16 protein-coding genes and 1 tRNA gene are annotated in these 15,820 nt (G+C 60.4%); 2 read left to right on the forward strand and 15 right to left on the reverse strand.

All coding sequences use genetic code 11. From position 1 onward, the window contains the following. Positions 1–120: 120 nt before the first annotated feature. Together ACWXTG_RS02760 and ACWXTG_RS02765 are read left to right on the forward strand one after the other, a co-directional pair. Positions 121–210: transfer RNA gene (locus tag ACWXTG_RS02760), tRNA-Ser, on the forward strand. Positions 211–584: 374 nt separating this feature from the next. Further along, positions 585–950: a hypothetical protein gene (locus tag ACWXTG_RS02765; protein WP_480220607.1), complete on the forward strand. Its 366-nt coding sequence runs from the start codon at positions 585–587 to the stop codon at positions 948–950. Between the two features lie 179 nt (positions 951–1,129). On the opposite strand, the gene ACWXTG_RS02770 is transcribed toward ACWXTG_RS02765, so the two are convergent. The 15 genes from ACWXTG_RS02770 to ACWXTG_RS02840 all read right to left on the reverse strand — a co-directional run bounded on the left by ACWXTG_RS02770 (position 1,130) and on the right by ACWXTG_RS02840 (position 15,761). Beyond that, complete coding sequence (locus tag ACWXTG_RS02770; RefSeq protein ID WP_309565162.1) at positions 1,130–1,624, reverse strand: type II secretion system protein; 495 nt, start codon at positions 1,622–1,624, stop codon at positions 1,130–1,132. Next, complete coding sequence (locus ACWXTG_RS02775) at positions 1,611–2,012, reverse strand: type II secretion system protein (RefSeq protein WP_407996515.1); 402 nt, start codon at positions 2,010–2,012, stop codon at positions 1,611–1,613. The genes ACWXTG_RS02770 and ACWXTG_RS02775 overlap by 14 nt, the downstream gene beginning before the upstream one ends. 2 nt (positions 2,013–2,014) lie before the next feature. Then, entirely contained in the window at positions 2,015–2,500 is a 486-nt protein-coding gene (locus tag ACWXTG_RS02780; protein WP_407996516.1) for a type II secretion system protein, read from the reverse strand. Then, positions 2,497–4,404, reverse strand: a complete 1,908-nt coding sequence (locus ACWXTG_RS02785) for a secretin N-terminal domain-containing protein (protein ID WP_480221195.1) — start codon at positions 4,402–4,404, stop codon at positions 2,497–2,499. Before ACWXTG_RS02785 ends, ACWXTG_RS02780 begins: the two co-directional genes overlap by 4 nt. Before the next feature lie 50 nt (positions 4,405–4,454). Next, positions 4,455–4,991 carry a hypothetical protein gene (locus ACWXTG_RS02790; protein WP_480220608.1) on the reverse strand — a complete coding sequence of 179 codons (537 nt, stop codon included), beginning with the start codon at positions 4,989–4,991 and terminating at the stop codon, positions 4,455–4,457. Then, the gene (gene pilO, locus ACWXTG_RS02795) at positions 4,988–5,554 is read right to left on the reverse strand and encodes a type 4a pilus biogenesis protein PilO (protein WP_480220609.1); all 567 of its coding nucleotides are present in this window, start codon (positions 5,552–5,554) and stop codon (positions 4,988–4,990) included. The genes ACWXTG_RS02790 and pilO overlap by 4 nt, the downstream gene beginning before the upstream one ends. Continuing rightward, the gene (locus ACWXTG_RS02800; protein ID WP_480220610.1) at positions 5,536–6,060 is read right to left on the reverse strand and encodes a hypothetical protein; all 525 of its coding nucleotides are present in this window, start codon (positions 6,058–6,060) and stop codon (positions 5,536–5,538) included. The genes pilO and ACWXTG_RS02800 overlap by 19 nt, the downstream gene beginning before the upstream one ends. After that, positions 6,060–6,917, reverse strand: coding sequence for a hypothetical protein (locus ACWXTG_RS02805; RefSeq protein WP_480220611.1), 858 nt, complete (start codon positions 6,915–6,917; stop codon positions 6,060–6,062). The genes ACWXTG_RS02800 and ACWXTG_RS02805 overlap by 1 nt, the downstream gene beginning before the upstream one ends. Next, the gene (locus tag ACWXTG_RS02810) at positions 6,898–8,613 is read right to left on the reverse strand and encodes a GspE/PulE family protein (RefSeq protein WP_480220612.1); all 1,716 of its coding nucleotides are present in this window, start codon (positions 8,611–8,613) and stop codon (positions 6,898–6,900) included. The genes ACWXTG_RS02805 and ACWXTG_RS02810 overlap by 20 nt, the downstream gene beginning before the upstream one ends. Then, positions 8,610–9,797: a type II secretion system F family protein gene (locus ACWXTG_RS02815; RefSeq protein WP_480220613.1), complete on the reverse strand. Its 1,188-nt coding sequence runs from the start codon at positions 9,795–9,797 to the stop codon at positions 8,610–8,612. The genes ACWXTG_RS02810 and ACWXTG_RS02815 overlap by 4 nt, the downstream gene beginning before the upstream one ends. A gap of 22 nt (positions 9,798–9,819) precedes the next feature. Continuing rightward, a complete protein-coding gene (gene gspG / locus ACWXTG_RS02820; protein WP_457136486.1) occupies positions 9,820–10,266 on the reverse strand; it encodes a type II secretion system major pseudopilin GspG in 447 nt (148 codons plus the stop codon). A gap of 64 nt (positions 10,267–10,330) precedes the next feature. Next, a complete protein-coding gene (locus tag ACWXTG_RS02825) occupies positions 10,331–11,269 on the reverse strand; it encodes a hypothetical protein (protein WP_480220614.1) in 939 nt (312 codons plus the stop codon). Positions 11,270–11,283: 14 nt separating this feature from the next. Further along, positions 11,284–12,651: a TolC family outer membrane protein gene (locus ACWXTG_RS02830; protein WP_480220615.1), complete on the reverse strand. Its 1,368-nt coding sequence runs from the start codon at positions 12,649–12,651 to the stop codon at positions 11,284–11,286. 12 nt (positions 12,652–12,663) lie between these two features. After that, entirely contained in the window at positions 12,664–14,043 is a 1,380-nt protein-coding gene (locus ACWXTG_RS02835; RefSeq protein ID WP_480220616.1) for an HlyD family type I secretion periplasmic adaptor subunit, read from the reverse strand. Between the two features lie 11 nt (positions 14,044–14,054). Beyond that, on the reverse strand, positions 14,055–15,761 hold the full coding sequence (locus tag ACWXTG_RS02840) for a type I secretion system permease/ATPase (protein WP_480220617.1): 1,707 nt from the start codon (positions 15,759–15,761) through the stop codon (positions 14,055–14,057). Between the last annotated feature and the right edge of the window lie 59 nt (positions 15,762–15,820).

Here is a 15,820-nt window from a genome sequence, read left to right on the forward strand (position 1 = left end):
GAGTATTGCCCAAAAATTGTAACCATCTGCAATTGACTGGGTCGTAAAAAATACGCGTTTTCTTGGGCAAAACGCTTGGTCTGCGCCGGAGATTTAATATATAATCCGGCCTCGTTTTGCGGAGAGGTGGATGAGTGGTTTAAGTCACCACCCTGGAAAGGTGGCACAGGGGCAACTCTGTCGAGGGTTCGAATCCCTCCCTCTCCGCCAGCATTGTTCGAAACCCCGATAGGTCGGGGTTTTTGCATTTCTGGGCTATCAAATCAAGTGTTGATGGCAACCTTCCAGATGTTCAATCCATACATCTCTTTGGCTAAATCGGTGACGATGCTCGCTGTGCGCCTGAATGATATTCCTACAGTTGTTTCAGTTATACCTGGCTTATTTTATTGCCAGGGTTCAAGCATTATTCCTGCAACATAACTCTTAGGCGAATACCGTTTTCTAGGCTGTTGGAGCATGATTCCTGGCTTAATAGAAAACACTTTCTCCATTCACTCACTAACAAGGAGTACTGATTATGAGAGCAAGCCTTTTAGTATTACTGGCTTTAACAGTTGCATACCCGGCGGCAGCCGATATGGTTGAAGACAATATTCTCATTGCAGGCGCAGCAGGAACAGGCGCAGCAGGAACAGGTGCGGCAGGAACAGGTGCGGCAGGAACAGGTGCGGCAGGAACAGGTGCGGCAGGAACAGGTGCGGCAGGTACCTCGCCTAGTACTTCCCCAAGTACTTCACCCGGCGGTACAACAGGTACAACAGGTACAACAGGTACAACAGGTACAACAGGTACAACAGGTACAACAGGTACAACAGGTACAACAGGTACAACAGGTACAACAGGTACAACAGGTACAGGCGTTCAAGGGTCGCCAGGGGATCCGACCAATACAGGGTCGCCAAACAGGCCGGGAACACCGCCAGGCACTCCTCCCGGCGCACCTATAGGCACCCCCTCCAGTCCTGGCTCCACTTTTGATAACGGGGCAGACCCTTACGGGCAAGGTAACGGAGGAAGGGTTGGGCCTTGATGAAAATTGAATAGTGTTTGTTGGGACCAATAACCCGCCTTGATACGGATCGAGGCGGATTATTTCATTTAAGCAGCTTTGTTCGCTCTTATCGTGTTATTCGAGTCCCATGGCTGTGCTGTTGTCTGTCTCAGGCATGTAGGCAAATATCCAGTCTATATAGGCTTTTTTCTTTTCAAATTCCTGATAGGGCGGCGGGAAGTTCCGGGTTTTGAAAGGGCGTTCGCCCGAGAGGCTATATATTCCCATGATGCCGCCGCTGGGCGCGTAAAGCAGGCCCCAGCCTTCCCTTTGCGTGACGGGGTCGATATAGAGTTTGCGCAAATGGCGTTGCGGCGTGGGGAAGCGGTTGTCCTTCAATAGCGAGTCCAATGTAGGCGGAAACTGTTTCACCATACCGGGAGACTGGTTGTAATAGGACCCGATGGCTTTGCGTATGGTGTCGCCTACCTTCATCAGCTCCTGCTCGCGCTCGCGCCGCTGCATGTCGCTCCAGCGGTTTCCCGCTTCAGCCAGGGCCAAGCCCATGAGGATGATCACAAGTAGCGCGCCCATCAGCGCCATGCCTTGCTGTCGCCTACCATTCGGCATAGTAGCTCCCGTCCGCGGCCATGGCCTCCGAGCCGCTGCGGATGTCGTAGATTTCGCCTGGGATATTGGCATCCTCAGGCGGTACCAGCATCCAGGTCTCGGCGCTTTCGGTGATGGGGTCTTCCGGGATCGCGCGCAGGTACTTGCGTTCCACCAGGTCGTACAGGGTATCGGGATAACGCCCGGTATCGCTGTAGAACTTGTCGATGGCATCGCGCATGACGATGAGGTCATGCTTGAGAGAGTTTTCGCGGGCGCGGTCTATGCTGGAGAAATAGCGCGGAGTGACCAGGCTCAGCAGCGTGGCGATGATGGCAAGCACCACTAGCACTTCGATCAGGGTGAATCCCAGTATCCTTGCTGGTTTTTGTCCTGGACTTGGCCGCATGCTCACCATTCCCGGTACGGCTGCTGGTTGAGCCCGGTATCGCCGGAGAGGGAGTAGACGTCGTAGACGTCTTCGCCCTCGGCAGGCTCCTCGAACGAGCTGGCATAGCTGCGCTTGCCCCAGGTGGCTTCATTCGGCAGCTCGGGGTCGGAGGCGAACGGGTCGCGCGGAATGCTGCGCAGGAAGTGGATTTTCCGCTTCTTGGGATCGCGCGGGTTTTCCACGCCCTGCACCAGGATTTGCAGGCTGGGAGGGTAGCCGGATTGGCCGGGAGTTTTCTTGATCAGGCCGTCATCCACGGCTTTCTTGTAGGCGTCGATCGCATCGCGCAATTGCCAGAGGTGGCGCTTGAGTTCCTGTTCCTTGGCACGCTTGGCCGTCACCTGCATCACGGGCGCGGCCGAGCTGAGGATCAGCGCCAGCAGCACCAGCGCCACCATGAGCTCGATCAATGTAAAGCCGTAAGAGGGTTTTAAGGACTGCTTCATTGTCGCTCGTCCGGGCTCGCAATGTCTTCCACCGGACGCATGACCGATCCGGCAAAGGAGCGATCCGACTCGGCGCGTTCGGCCTGGGTTTCCTGCGGCGTCTTGACCGGCGCAGTAGGTGCGGCTTGCGCGGTGACGGCGCTTGGTTCCGCGGCCCGGCCCGGCCTAGATGCGCTGCGGTCTATCCCGGCCGGGAAGGTCGTGTAGATGGCATTTTCCGGGGTGAGGTTGCTGATGATGCGAGGCGTGATGAAGAGGGCGATCTCTTTCTTGCTCAGGTCGTTGTTATTGTTGTTGAACAGTTTGCCGACCAGCGGCAGCTTGGAAAGTCCTGGCACGCCGTTTGTGATCTTCTGTTCGTCGTTGCGCATCAGGCCGGCAAGGATTTGTGTTTCTCCATCTTTCAACCGCAGGATGGTGCTGGCGTTGCGGGTGCCTATGGTATAGGTGACGGTGCCTGAGCTCGTCTCCATGCGGTCGGTTTGGTTGCTGACCTCCAGGCCGATCTTGATCGACACTTCATCGCGCAGCAGGATGGTGGGCTCGACATCGAGTTTGACCCCTACCTCGATGTAGTTCACCGTCTGCGATACGAAGCCGGTGGAATTAGCGACGCTGGTGAGCACCGGGATGCGGTCGCCGACGTGTATCTTGGCTTTTTCGCGGTTCTTGACGCGGATATGCGGGTTGGCGAGCAGGTTGGTGTCGGTGTCCTGCTGCAGCAGGTTCAATGCTAGCACCGGGTCGCTGATGCTGAAGACGCCGAGGTTGGAATTGAAGTTCTTGAGCTCGTTGATGGTGAGCTTGCCTGGCGTGAGCGTGGTGGTGCCGTTGACGGTATCGCGACCCTGCACGCCGAGGCTGACATTGGTGGGATAGCGGATGCCGATATTCTCCAGGCTGCGGCGGTTGATTTCCAGCACCTCGACCTCGAGCATGACTTCCGGCTCGGCCATGTCTTGCGACATGATGAGTTTTTCCGCGGTGCGGATCGCTTCCGGCGTATCCCGCATCACCAGGGTGTTGAGCTTCTCGTCGATATAGATGTCCTTGGTCTTCACCACGGTCTTGATCATGGCCATGAGCTTCTTGGCATCGGTGTTGCTCAGGTAGAAGCTGCGCACGAAGGTTTCCTGGTATTCCTGGCTGCGGCTCAAGGGATAGATCAGCAGAGTGTTGTCATTGAGCACTTTCTTGCCGAGCTGGTTGCTCGCGAGGATGACATCGATGGCTTCCTCGATCGGCGTGTTGCGCAGGAATACGCTGGTGCGCTGGTCGCTGCGCAGTTCCTGGTCGTAGGTGAAATTGATCGCGGCAGCCTGGGAGATGAACTCGAACACCGACTTGATGGCGACGTCCTTGAACTCCAAGGAAATGGGGCGTTTGAAGGATGAGCGGATGTGCGGCGGGTTCACCGCCTTGTCCATGCGTTGTTGCTCGATCTGCTCGAACAGGGCGCGCGCGCTGCGGTTGCTGGAATCTTCCGCCAATACCGTGCGCGCCAGGTTCTGCGCGCCTTCCCAGTCCTGCTTGGCGAGCAGTTCGTCGGCGCGCTGCATCATGGCGTCGTGCGTGGTGGCGATGCGCATCTGCTGGATGCCGTTCTGCGCACGCTGGTTCTGGCTGTCGAGTTCGAGCACGCGCCGGTAGGCGATGTCGGCCTCGCCCCAGCGCTTTTGCTGCTTGAGCTGGTCTGCCTCTTTTAACGAGATAGCAAGCTGAATGTCCTGCTGCTGCTTGAGGTAGTTGCGGTATTCCGGATTGTCGGGGAAGGTGCGCACCAGGCTCTTGAGCCGCTCTATCCCGGCCTCGACCTGTCCGGCGTTGATCATGTCCCTGGCTTGCTGGAACTCCAGGTTGGTCTGGTTCTGCCGCATTTCCGTGCCGGAGCAGGCGGCCAGCATGATCGCGATAAATACCGCGCTGAATTTCAGGCTTGCGTGCGATGTGATGTTCAATTGCTTTCTCCAATCATCAATGGCACATCAGCACGCAATGGCTGATAGCTCAGGATCATGCGGGAAGGGGTGATTTCCTTGATCTTCCAGTCGCCGACGATATCGCCGGTCTTGACGCTGACATTTTTTTCTCCGAGGGAGAGAAAGACGGTGAATTGGCCGTGGTCCTCCAGCTTGCCCGCATACGTAAAGGGGACCGGTGGAATTTCCATGGCCTGCTGCACGATGGGTTGTTGTGCGGTTTCGGCCTGGGCGACGAGTTGCCCGCCGCCGAATAAATTGTGCTCGCTGTCCTGCCAGGGCGCGCGTCGCAGCCGGGCCATGTCCAGGGAGTCCGCACCCGCTGGCTTGACATCCGCGGTAGCCGTCCTGGATTTCGACGGGCCCTTCACATCGTTACGCGAACCCTGCGGGCGCGCCGCCGCGACTTGCACCTCGTCGGCCTGTTCGCCATTCAAGGCGGTCCACGCCGTGGCAGCCAGCGTCATGGTCAATGCTGCCCACACCAGCCACTGTCTCGGCGTCTGCTTCATTGCCCGTCCTTGCGCAGGTAGAGCGTGAGCTTGAGCCTGGCTTCGACATGGTCGCTCAGCATGTCTTCGCGCTTGAGCGAAATATCGTTCAGCGCGGCCGATGGCAGGGTGTTCATGACGTCGGCAATGAAGCGGCGGATGTCGAGGTATTGTCCCTGTAGCGGCAGGCTGAGCTGATACTTGGAGAACGCTGCCGATGATTGCCGGCTCAGGGTGTAGTCGACCTTTTCCGGCACCAGGCCGTGCTGTCCTGCAATGTCCAGCACCTGGTTCAGCAGGGTGGTGGCTTCGCTCTCGCGCGGCAGGAACTGGTAGAAGGCATTGAGCGAAGCCTGCGGCGAACGGTCTATCCACTGGCCCTGGTGCTGCGGCATGGCGCGGTGCATGTCGGCGACATCGAGCTTGAGCTGCTGCAATGCCCTGGCCTGCGGCCAGGCATAGGCGAGGGCAACGAGCAGGCAGGTTGCCAGCAAACCCAGCCCCAGCTTGCTGAGCCCGTCGAGCTGGCCGAGGCGGTAGCGCAGTTTATGCAGCTTGTCGACACTCATGGCTGCTGTATCCATACGGCCTCCACCACAAAACGCACCGGCATGGGCTGGTCGTGATGAAACTCATGCGACATCAACAGCACATCGTTGAATACGGACTGCTCGGAGAGGCCGTGCACGTATTTGAACATATTGACCACTTCATTGGTATTGGCGGTAATCCTCAGCTTGTGCAGCCTGGCGTTGGGCTCAATGCTGGCGAGCTTGATATCCGCGACCTTGATGCTTTCCAGCGCCAGGAACAGTTTCTGCCACGGCAAGGCGAGTTCGTGCATGGCGGCTTGCACTGCCGCGATCTCCTGCTGCTTGGCTTGGTCTTCCTTGGGATTGAGCCTGGGAGCGCTGACCGGGGCCTGCATCTGCTGCAGGTCTGCGTTCAGCCGTTGGCGCTCGGAATTCAATTGCTGCATCCAGCCCAACAGCGCGATGCCGCAGGCTGCTGCCAGCAGGAGCGTCACGATTCCCTTGACAGGCCGGTCTTGCAGCAGAGGGGCGTGGTTGATGGAGATGACGGGTAGCATTACTGCCATGCCTCCATGCCGTGTTGGTCTTGCGGGGAGGGCAGGATGTTGTGCACCTTGCGCCCGGGAAGCTGGAGCGCTGGCCGTCCGTCCGCGGCGTAGAACACGACAGGCCACTCGCTGTTGTCCACGCCTGCGATGATGGATTCGCGGTCCAGCAGTGCCTGGAACTGGTTTTCGATGTCGCTTTCCGCGGCATAGCTCTGCAGGCTCAGCCACTGCCCGTGTTGCACCAAGGCGATGGTGATGCGTTCGTTTTCCAGCATGACCAGGTTCAAGGCATTGGGTAAAGGCATGCGCGCCAGCTTGCGCCGGATGACATCGGTGGCGATCATCAGGTGGGGGTGGATGTGCTGCACCGGCATTCGCGCCTGGTTAAACTCCTCGCGCAGGGCTTGCAGCAGCTTCTCGTCAATGGCGCTGGCAAAAGTCGGGTGACCGTAGGCCACCGGCGTGGTGCGGATATCCCATGCACGTGAAAACTCGCCGTAGACCTGAGTGAAGTAATGCCTGACGAACGCGCTTTGCTCCTTGCGGGTATGCAGGCTGGCGTTCCACGGCACGATGGCATAGTGCGCGAAATAGTTGGAGACTACCACCCTGGGCTGGCAGCCTTGCCATTGGCGGCTTTGCAATTGCTGGTGCAGGCTGGAAACCGCCGGCTGCCAGAATTCCCGGTTCTGGAACGACTCGCTGGTTGAGCGCAATGCAATATCTTCCTTTGCCACGACCCTGGCCTTCATGCCGCGCTTGATCCTGAGCATGGTGAGCGTGCGCGGCTGGATCAGCACGCGCAGTTCGTCCCGCCATGGAAAGGCCCACGAGGCGGAAGGCCAGCTAAACGAGCGAGGTAACACGGTTAATCTCCTGTAGGGTGGTTTCGCCGCGCTTGACCATATCGAGCGCGGCTTCTCGCATGGTGCGGGTACCGTTTGCGCGCGCGGCTTCCTTGACCTTGCGCACCGGCTCCCGCGTGATGATGAGCTCGCGGATGACGTCGTTGAACACCAGCAGTTCCGCCACGGCCTTGCGCCCCTTGTAGCCGGTGCCATGGCATTGCCCGCAACCCTGTCCGGCGCGGAAGCGGTATTCGCCGATCGACTCCTGCGCAATGCCGGACTTGGCGATCAAGGCGGGGTCGGGTGTGTCGTCGATGGCGCAATGCGGGCAGATCGTGCGCACCAGCCGTTGCGCCATGATGCCGTTGATGGCCGAGACGAAGCTGTACGGGTCCACGTTCATGTTGGTGAAGCGGCCGATGACGTCGAATACGTTGTTGGCGTGTACAGTGGTCAGGACCAGGTGGCCTGTCAGCGCGGATTGCACCGCGATCTGCGCGGTTTCCGAATCGCGGATTTCGCCCACCATGATCTTGTCCGGGTCGTGGCGCAGGATGGAGCGCAGACCGCGCGCGAAGGTCAGGCCCTTCTTTTCGTTGACCGGGATCTGCAGCACGCCGGGCAACTGGTATTCCACCGGATCTTCGATGGTGATGATCTTGTCCTGGCCGTGGTTGATCTCGGAGATCGCGCCATACAGCGTGGTGGTCTTGCCACTACCGGTTGGCCCGGTCACCAGCAGCATGCCGTAGGGCTCCTCGGCCAGCAGGCGGAAGCGCGCCATGATGTCCGGCTCGAAGCCCAGCACGTCGAGGCTCAATCCCTGCGCCTGATCTGAAAGCGCCTTGCGGTCGAGGATGCGCAGCACGGCGTCCTCGCCGAACACGCTGGGCATGATGGAAACGCGCAGGTCGACTTCGCGTCCGAGCGCCATGACCTTGAATCGGCCGTCCTGCGGAATGCGCCGCTCGGCGATGTCGAGCTCGGACATCACCTTGATGCGCGAAATGGCTTGTTCCGCCTGCATCACGCCGTGGATGCTGCCCACGCTGCTCAGTACGCCGTCGATGCGGTACTTGATGGTCAGGCCGTGCGCGTCGGTCTCCATGTGGATATCGCTGGCGCCTGCCTTGAGCGCGTCATACAGGGTGGAGCGCACCAGCTTCACCACCGGCGAGGTGTCTTCTGCGATCGAGCGCAAGGAAATGTCCTCGATGGCGCTGCTGCCGCTCTCGCTCTCGACCTGTTCCGGCACCAGGCCATCCATGGCGCGCATGCTTTCCTCGAAACGGGAAAGGAAGGCGGCAATATCCTTGCGGTGGGCGATGCTCCATTGCGCAGGCTCGGGCAGCAGTTGATTCATGCGGCTGTATAGCTGCGCATCGAAAGGATTGGCGTGCACCATGTGCAGCTTGCCGGCCTCGTCGCGCAAGGCGAGGCATTCCTGCCTGCCGGCCTCGGCAAAAGGCAGCAGCTGGAAATCCGGCTGCCACTCGTACATTTGCAGGATGCCGAGCACGGGGTAGCGCATGAGCCTGCCAAGCGCATGCATGAAGGTGTCGGCATCGAGGCCGGAAATCTCTTCCAGCACGTCCAGCAGCGGCTGCTTGCCTTGCTGCGCCAGTGCGCGCGCCTGCTGCACTTTTTTCAGGTCGATCCGGGCAAGGCCGGAACCGGCCTGGAGCAGGGAGGGGTGGTCCAGCGGCTGGTTCATTGTATGCTCCCGGCCAGGTCGAAAATCGGCATGTACATGAGCACCACCACAACACCGATGATCAGGCCGATCACCACCATCAGCAGCGGCTCCAGCAAACGCGTGAACCAATCCACGGCGCGGGCGATTTCTTCGTCGTAGAAGCTGCCGATGCGCTCCATCATCTCGCCCATCCGCCCCGTACGCTCGCCCACGCGCAGCATGCGCAGTGCGATCGAGGTGGTCATGCCGTGCTCCTCCATCGCGCTCGACAACGGCTTGCCTTCGCGGATGTCATGCTCTGCCAGTTGCAGCTGGTGCTTCAGGCTGGGCTGCAGCAGGGAAGCGACCATCTGCATGCCGGTCACAAGCGGGATGCCGCCTTGCAATAGCATGCCCAGCGTGCGGTAGAAGCGAGCCAGCTGGTAGATGCGCATGGTTTCGCCCAGCGCGGGGATTTTCCATAGTTGCTGCAACAGGGTGTTGCGGACCACGGGGCGGCTCAAGGCCATGCCCAGCACGCTAAAGACAATGACGGAGGCCAGCAGGGCGACTTTTCCATGCTCGTGCAGCAGGCGGCCCCAGGAGAGCAATAATTGCGACATCCAGGGCAGGTTGTCCCCGGCGCTTTCATAAATGGCGCTGAAGCGCGGCACGACGTAGCCGAGCAGGAACAGCATGACCAAGCCGCCGACGACGATCAGCAATACCGGGTAGATGGAGGCCGTGGTGATCTTCTTCTTGACTGCATCCAGCTGGCCCTGGTAGGTCACATGGCGGTTCAGCGCCTGTACCATGTCGCCGGTGCGCTCGCTGCTGCGGATCAACGCCACATAGAGCGGGGGAAAGGTATTGGGGAATTTTTCCAGCGCGCCCGACAGCGGCAAGCCTTCATACAGCAAAGCCAGCAATTGCTTGAGCAATGTGCGCGATTCGGCATGGCCTTCCTTCTCTGCAAGGGCTTCAATGGCCTCGACCAGGCTCAGGCCCGAATCCAGCAGGGACAGCAGCTCCTGGCTGAACAGCATGAGGTTGAACCTGGGCTTGCGCAATCGGGCGCCTATGCCTGCGCTTTCAAGATGCTTCAAGCCCAAGACGCTGTAGCCCTGCGCTTCCGCCTGCAGCTGCGCTTGCAAACCATCGCTGGCCTCAAGGGTCAGCGATTGCACTTCTGCGCCGCGTGCGACTTTAAGCTCGAATTTCATGCGCGATGGTGTCCGTCAGGCGCTACTGCCAGCTCACGATGTCGGCAGATTCCTCGCTGCCGCCTAGTTGCCCATCCTTGCCGAACGACCACAAATCGTAATCCCCATGCTCGCCGGGAGAGCGGTATTGGTAAGGTTTGCCCCATGGGTCCTGCGGCAGGGCTTTTTGCAGGTAAGGGCCATGCCAGCGGGACTCGTCCGACGGCTGCGCATTGAGCGCCGCCAGGCCTTGCTCAGTGCTGGGGTAGCGCCCGGTGTCGAGCCGGTATTGGTCCAGCGCCTTGCCCAGCGCCTCGATTTGCGCCTTGGCGGTCTTGGCTTCCGACTTGCCGATCTGGGCGAAATACTTGGGGCCGACGTAACCTGCCAGCAGGCCGATGATCACCATCACGACCAGCAGCTCCAGCAGCGTGAAGCCGAGGTTTGTCTGCTTGGCAGGCAAGGGCTGAACGCAAGGATTGCCGGTCATATAAGTGTTGCCTGTCATATCAGTTTTCAATGAGCGGGTGCGGGAGAACGGCATGGCGGTATCCTCAAGGTTGCGGTGTTGTACTGTTGGTTGTGTGACCGGGTACGAAGCCAGGCACGCTGAGTTCGATAAAGGGAGCGATGGCCTGGCGCAGGCGGATCGCCTGCGGCTGTTCGGCCGGCGTTTCGTTGTTGCAAAGCGCTTTCACGTACAGCATGGGGGAGGCCGGGCGCTTGGGCAGGCCGACCAATGTCGTGAAATTGACCCAGTCGTCGTTCAGGGAAGCGGTTTGCTGGCTGAAGGAAGGAACGGCGCGCTCGGATGTTTCCACGCCGTTGATGGCTTCGCTGAAGGCAGGCTCGGTCAGGGGCTGGCGCTCGTAGCCAGGGCGCTTGTAATACTGCACGGCAGTAAAAGTGCGGCCGATGCGGTAGACGGGCTCCGCCCCCGTGGCATACATCGCATAGGCGACCTCGATGTCCTGGCCTGCAAAGCCGCCTCTCGCGATATCCGTGATGCGGAAGAACTGCTTGCCGGGCATTTGCATGTTGTAATCGGCATCCAGGCTGGACAATGCCAAAACTCTGGTGCCGTAGATGCATTCGCCCGCGGCCGGGTTGCGCCAGACCACATCCATCACGCTGGCGATTTTCTTGTCCGTTTGCCCCGTCAGCGCATTGTTCATCACGGCTTGGCGGTTGGCGTGCTTGAACAGCTTGAAGCCGGGCAACGGAGCGGCGATTTCGTTTTCGGGAAATATAGCGCAGGCATTGCTATGCTCGACCGTGGGTTTGCGCGGGGCCATATGGCGGCCTTCGGGGTCGAACTTGCCGGTTGTGTTGCAGAGAATATAGGCACTGCTGCCGTGCTCCAGCAGCACGCCGCTGATGGGCATCGGCTCGAAGCCCGTGGCATGCGCAGTGGACAAGAACATGAGCAGGCCGGTTGCCCAGCAGCGCTTAAAGCATGTGCCGGGCTTGCGGGAGGCGGGAGGCGTGGGCATGGCGGGCATCATGGTCAATTCGCCGCAAAATACTGGTTCAATGCATGCAGCTGGGCCTCGTTGAGCATTCCGGCGGCTTGCTTGAGATTGATGATGTCGTTGACCAGCACGTATTGCACGCGGCTGAGTTCCAGCCGGCTGCGGAACAGCTTTTGCTGCGCGTTCAGCACCTCGATATTGGTGCGTGTGCCCGCGGCAAAGCCTTTCTGCGTGCCTTCGAGGGCGATCTCGCTCGATTTCACCGCCTGGCGGTAGGCGGAGAGCGCCAGCAGCCCGCTGCGTATGCTGTTGAGGTATTTTTTCGTATTCGCCTCGATGTCGCGGATGCGCAGGTTGAGCAGCTCTTCGGCCGCATCCACCCTGTTGAACGCCTGGCGCACGCTGGCGCTGGTGAAGCCGCCAGCGAACAGCGGCATGTTGAGCTGCAACGCAATGGTAGTGGTGTCGAAGCGCGAGCCCAGGGTATTGTTGCTGTCGTTCTCGCTAAAGGAACGGACGCCGACCAGGTCCAGCGTGGGGAAGTGCCCCGCGCGCTTTTTTTCCACATCCTGCCTTGCAACTTCCACCGAGAGCCGGGCGGCGGTGATCTCCGGGTTGTTGCCCAGCGCCTGCTGCATCCAGAATTCAAGGTCGTCGGAATCCGGCACCCCGGCCGGCAGCTGGGCAATGTCGAGCGGGGCGATGTCGGTCACGGCGACGCCGCTCATATTGCTCAAGGTCTGCTTGAACACCGCCAGCGAATTCTCGGTGGTGATGAGCTCTGCCTGGGCCAGCTCCAGGTTGGCTTGCGCCTCGTTGATCTCGGTCACGGTGCCTTCGCCGTTGTCGTAACGCCGCTGGGCCTGGTCAAGCTGCTGGCTGGTGGCCGCGATATTGCTGCGCAATACCTCCACTTTCTCCTGCGCGTACAGGGTTTCGAAATAGGTGGCGGCAAGGCGGCTGATCAACGTAGCGTTTTCCTTGAGCAGCAGGGCTTCCTTGCTTTGCACGTTCGCCTCCGCGCCGCGGTAGGTGGCGATGTTTTCCTTGTTGAACAAGGGCTGCCTCAGGCTCAGCGCATAGTTCTGGATGTCATAGTTGAGCCGGGTGTCGATGGCGCCCAGGCTGGTTTGCGTGGTGCGGTCGGTGGCGCCGCGGCCGACGCTGGCGCCGAATTGCACCCTGGGCATGAACAAGGCGCGGCTCTTGTTGATCTCCTCGCGTTCCGCCGCCATGTTGGCCTCGGCCGCCTTGTACTGCGCATCGTACTGCAAGGCTTTTTCATAGAGGCTGAGCAGGTTTTCCGCGGCATGCAGCGGGGCGCTGGCGCAGATTGCCATTGCGCAGAGCATGCGCCCCAGCGCCAATCGGTTCAATTTCATGCGGTAACGGCGGGCCATCATTCTGCGGGCTCCTCACTCTTCCTTCATCGAGGCCGCAATCCGCTTCACCAGCGGGTGCATCAGGTAGGTAAGCAGGGTGCGCTCGCCGGTGCGGATCACCACCTGTACCGGCATGCCAGGTTGCAGGCGGCGGTCGCCAAGGGTTTTCATGCCGTCCTCAGTGATGTTGATGCGCGCGAGGTAATAACTGGAAGGCGCCTGGCCGCCCGTGCCGGGGTCTATCAGCAAATCGCTGGAAACCGTCTTCACCTGGCCTTCCAGCAGCAATTGCGGCGTATTGGAAAAGCTGGAGAAGCGCACGTCCGCATCCTGCCCGGTATGGATCTTGTCGATGAGGTGGGGGGGGATTCGGGCATCGAGGATCAGCGGTTCGTCGAACGGCACGATATCCATGATTTTCTGCCCGGGCTGGATGACTGCGCCGACGGTATGCACCTGCAAGCCGACGACCTGGCCGCTTACCGGCGCAGTGACGGTGATGCGCTGTAATTCATCCCAGAGCGGCTTGTACTTCTCGGCATCGGCCTGCACCGCGAGCTTCACCTGCGCCATCTCGGTGTCGATTTCCTTCTTCTCGGTTTGCTCGCGTGCGGTGATGCGCTGCTGCAGCTCGAGGATGGCCTTGCGGCTGCGCAGGATGTTCGAGTCGTTGGTCGCGATCATGCCGTAGGTCTGGGCCAGCTTTTGCTCAAGCTCGTTCTGCTGGTTGCGCGGCGCGAAGCCCTCGCTCACCAGTTGCCTGATGCCGGCCAGTTGCTGGGTCAGCAGTTCCAATTGCGATTGATAGCTGCCGGCCACCCCCTGGTAGCCTTCGATCAGGGCCTGCTGGCCCTGGATGGATTCGCGCATCGCCTCGACATCGGCGCGCAAGGCCTGCTGGCGTGCGCGCAGCAGTTGCGACTGGTTCAGCATGAGCTGCTGCACATAAGGGTCGCCTTGCTGCTTGATCAGCTCTTCATGAAACACAATGCTGCCCGCGCCCAGCTTTTCCGCGAGCAGGCGGCTTTCCTGCGCCAACAGCCCAAGGTAGCGCTGGCGCACCTCGTCGAAGCGCGCCTTGCTCGCGGTGGCATCCAGCGTGAACAGCACGTCGCCGGCCTGCACCGCCTGGCCTTCGTGAACCATCAACTGGCTGATGATGCCGCCGTTCAGGTGCTGTACGGTTTTATGCCGTCCTTCCACCGTCACCACGCCCTCGGTCGGCACGCCTTCGTCCAGCGGGGCCAAGGCGGCCCAGGCGAGAAAACCGCCAAAACCGAGCAGCAGGATGATAAAGCCCAGCCGGGTCGTGCGCTGTTCATGGACATGCCCGGCTGCCTGCTCGTGCAAGGGGATTACCTTGGATTCGTGCGCAGGCGCATCGGGCGCCGTGTGATGTAAAGGCAGGTTCATGTTGTTCATCCTTATGCCACCTTGCTTGCCGGGGTTTGCCTTGCCCGGTTGAGTTCTGCGATCACCTGGTCGCGCGGGCCATGGCAGACCATGCCGCCCTGGTCGAGCACCAGTAGCTTGTCCGTAATGTTCAGGATGTGCGTGCGGTGCGAGACGATGACGATGGCCTTGCCCTGGTTTTTCAGGAGCAGCAGCGCGGTGATCAGGCTGGCTTCGCCCTGGTCGTCGAGGTGCGAGTTCGGTTCGTCCAAGATGATGACGGCAGGCTGCTGGTAGATGGCCCTCGCCAGGCCGAGCAATTGGCGCTGGCCGCCGGAGAGCGCAGGCGCCTCGGCGTCGATGCGGGTGTCGTAGCCTCGCGGCAGCCGCAGGATGGCGTCATGAATGCCCGCGGTTTGCGCAGCCTGGATCACCTTCTCCGGGTCCGGCTGCGTGAAGCGGGCAATATTCTCGGCAATGCTGCCTTCCAGCAAGGCGACCTCCTGCGGCAGGTAGCCGATCGCTGCCGCATATACATTGGCAGGCAGACGCGAGAGCGCAATGCCGTCGACGAGGATTTCGCCTTCGCGGTTATCGCAGATGCCCGCGATGCAGCGCACCAGCGTGGTCTTGCCCGATCCTGAAGGGCCAAGGATGCCGAGAATCTCGCCCGGCTCGATGTCCAGGTTCAAGGGGCGGAGCAGGGGCTTGCCGCCGGATGCCTTCACGGCCACCTGCACCAGCGCCAGCCTGCCCTTGATCGGTTCGTCCGGCGTCGTCAGGTACGCAAGGTCTTCCTCCCTATGGGCGTTGGCAAGCAATTGGTCGATGTTGGCGGCAGATGCCTTGGCCTGGATGAACTGCTTCCAGGTGCTCACGATGACGTCGAAAGGCTGCAATGCGCGCGCGATCAGCACGTTGGAGGCGATCATCGCGCCGATCGAGATATCGCCTTTCACCGCCAGCAGGGCGGCTACGCCCAGCATGCCCGATTGCATGGTGTAGCGCGCAAACTTGTTGACCTGCTGGTTGCGGCTCTGCACTTGGTGTGCCTGGGCGTCCAGCGCATGCCAGCGCGACTGGATGCTGACCCAGCGCTGCCACAAGGAAGGCAGCATGCCGAGAACGTGCAGCGTCTCGATATTGCGCAGCTTGCTGTCGAGGAATTGCAGCCCCTGCTGGCGGGCCTCGGCAGTTTTTTCCAAAGGCAGCGCCGTACTGCGCTGGTTCCAGAGGGCAAGTCCGAACTGGACCAGGCACAAGGCAATTGCCAATGTACCCAATATCGGGCTGAGCACGAACAGCACCGCCACATACAGCAATGTCCAGGGCAGGTCGAAGAAGGCGAACAATCCGTTGCTGGTGACGAAGTGGCGGATGAAGGTCAGCTCCTGCATGGCCTGGTGCGTACCGTTCGATGCAGGCGCCTGCGTTGCCAGGCCGAGCGAGAACAGCCTGGAGGTCAGCAACTGATCGAAGCGCACGCCGGCCTTGATCGCGACCATGGAGCGCACCCAGTCTGAAAACGCCATCACCATGAACAGGAACACGGTGATGAGGGTGACGGCGAGCAGCGTCATCTCGCTGCGACTCAGCAATACCCGGTCATAGAGTTGCAGCAGGTAGAGCGTGGGTGCGAGCATTAATATATTGGTCACCATGCTGAATGCGGCAATGGCCCAGGCTTCACGCCTGAACAAGGTCAGGTAGCCACGCAGGGAGGCGGGCGGCCTGTTCATGCCTGCCTCATTCCCTTGTCATGCCGGGCCTGACCCGGCATCTCGTCGTTGCCAGAGGG

This window comes from Methylobacillus sp. DLP286 (genome assembly GCF_056636515.1).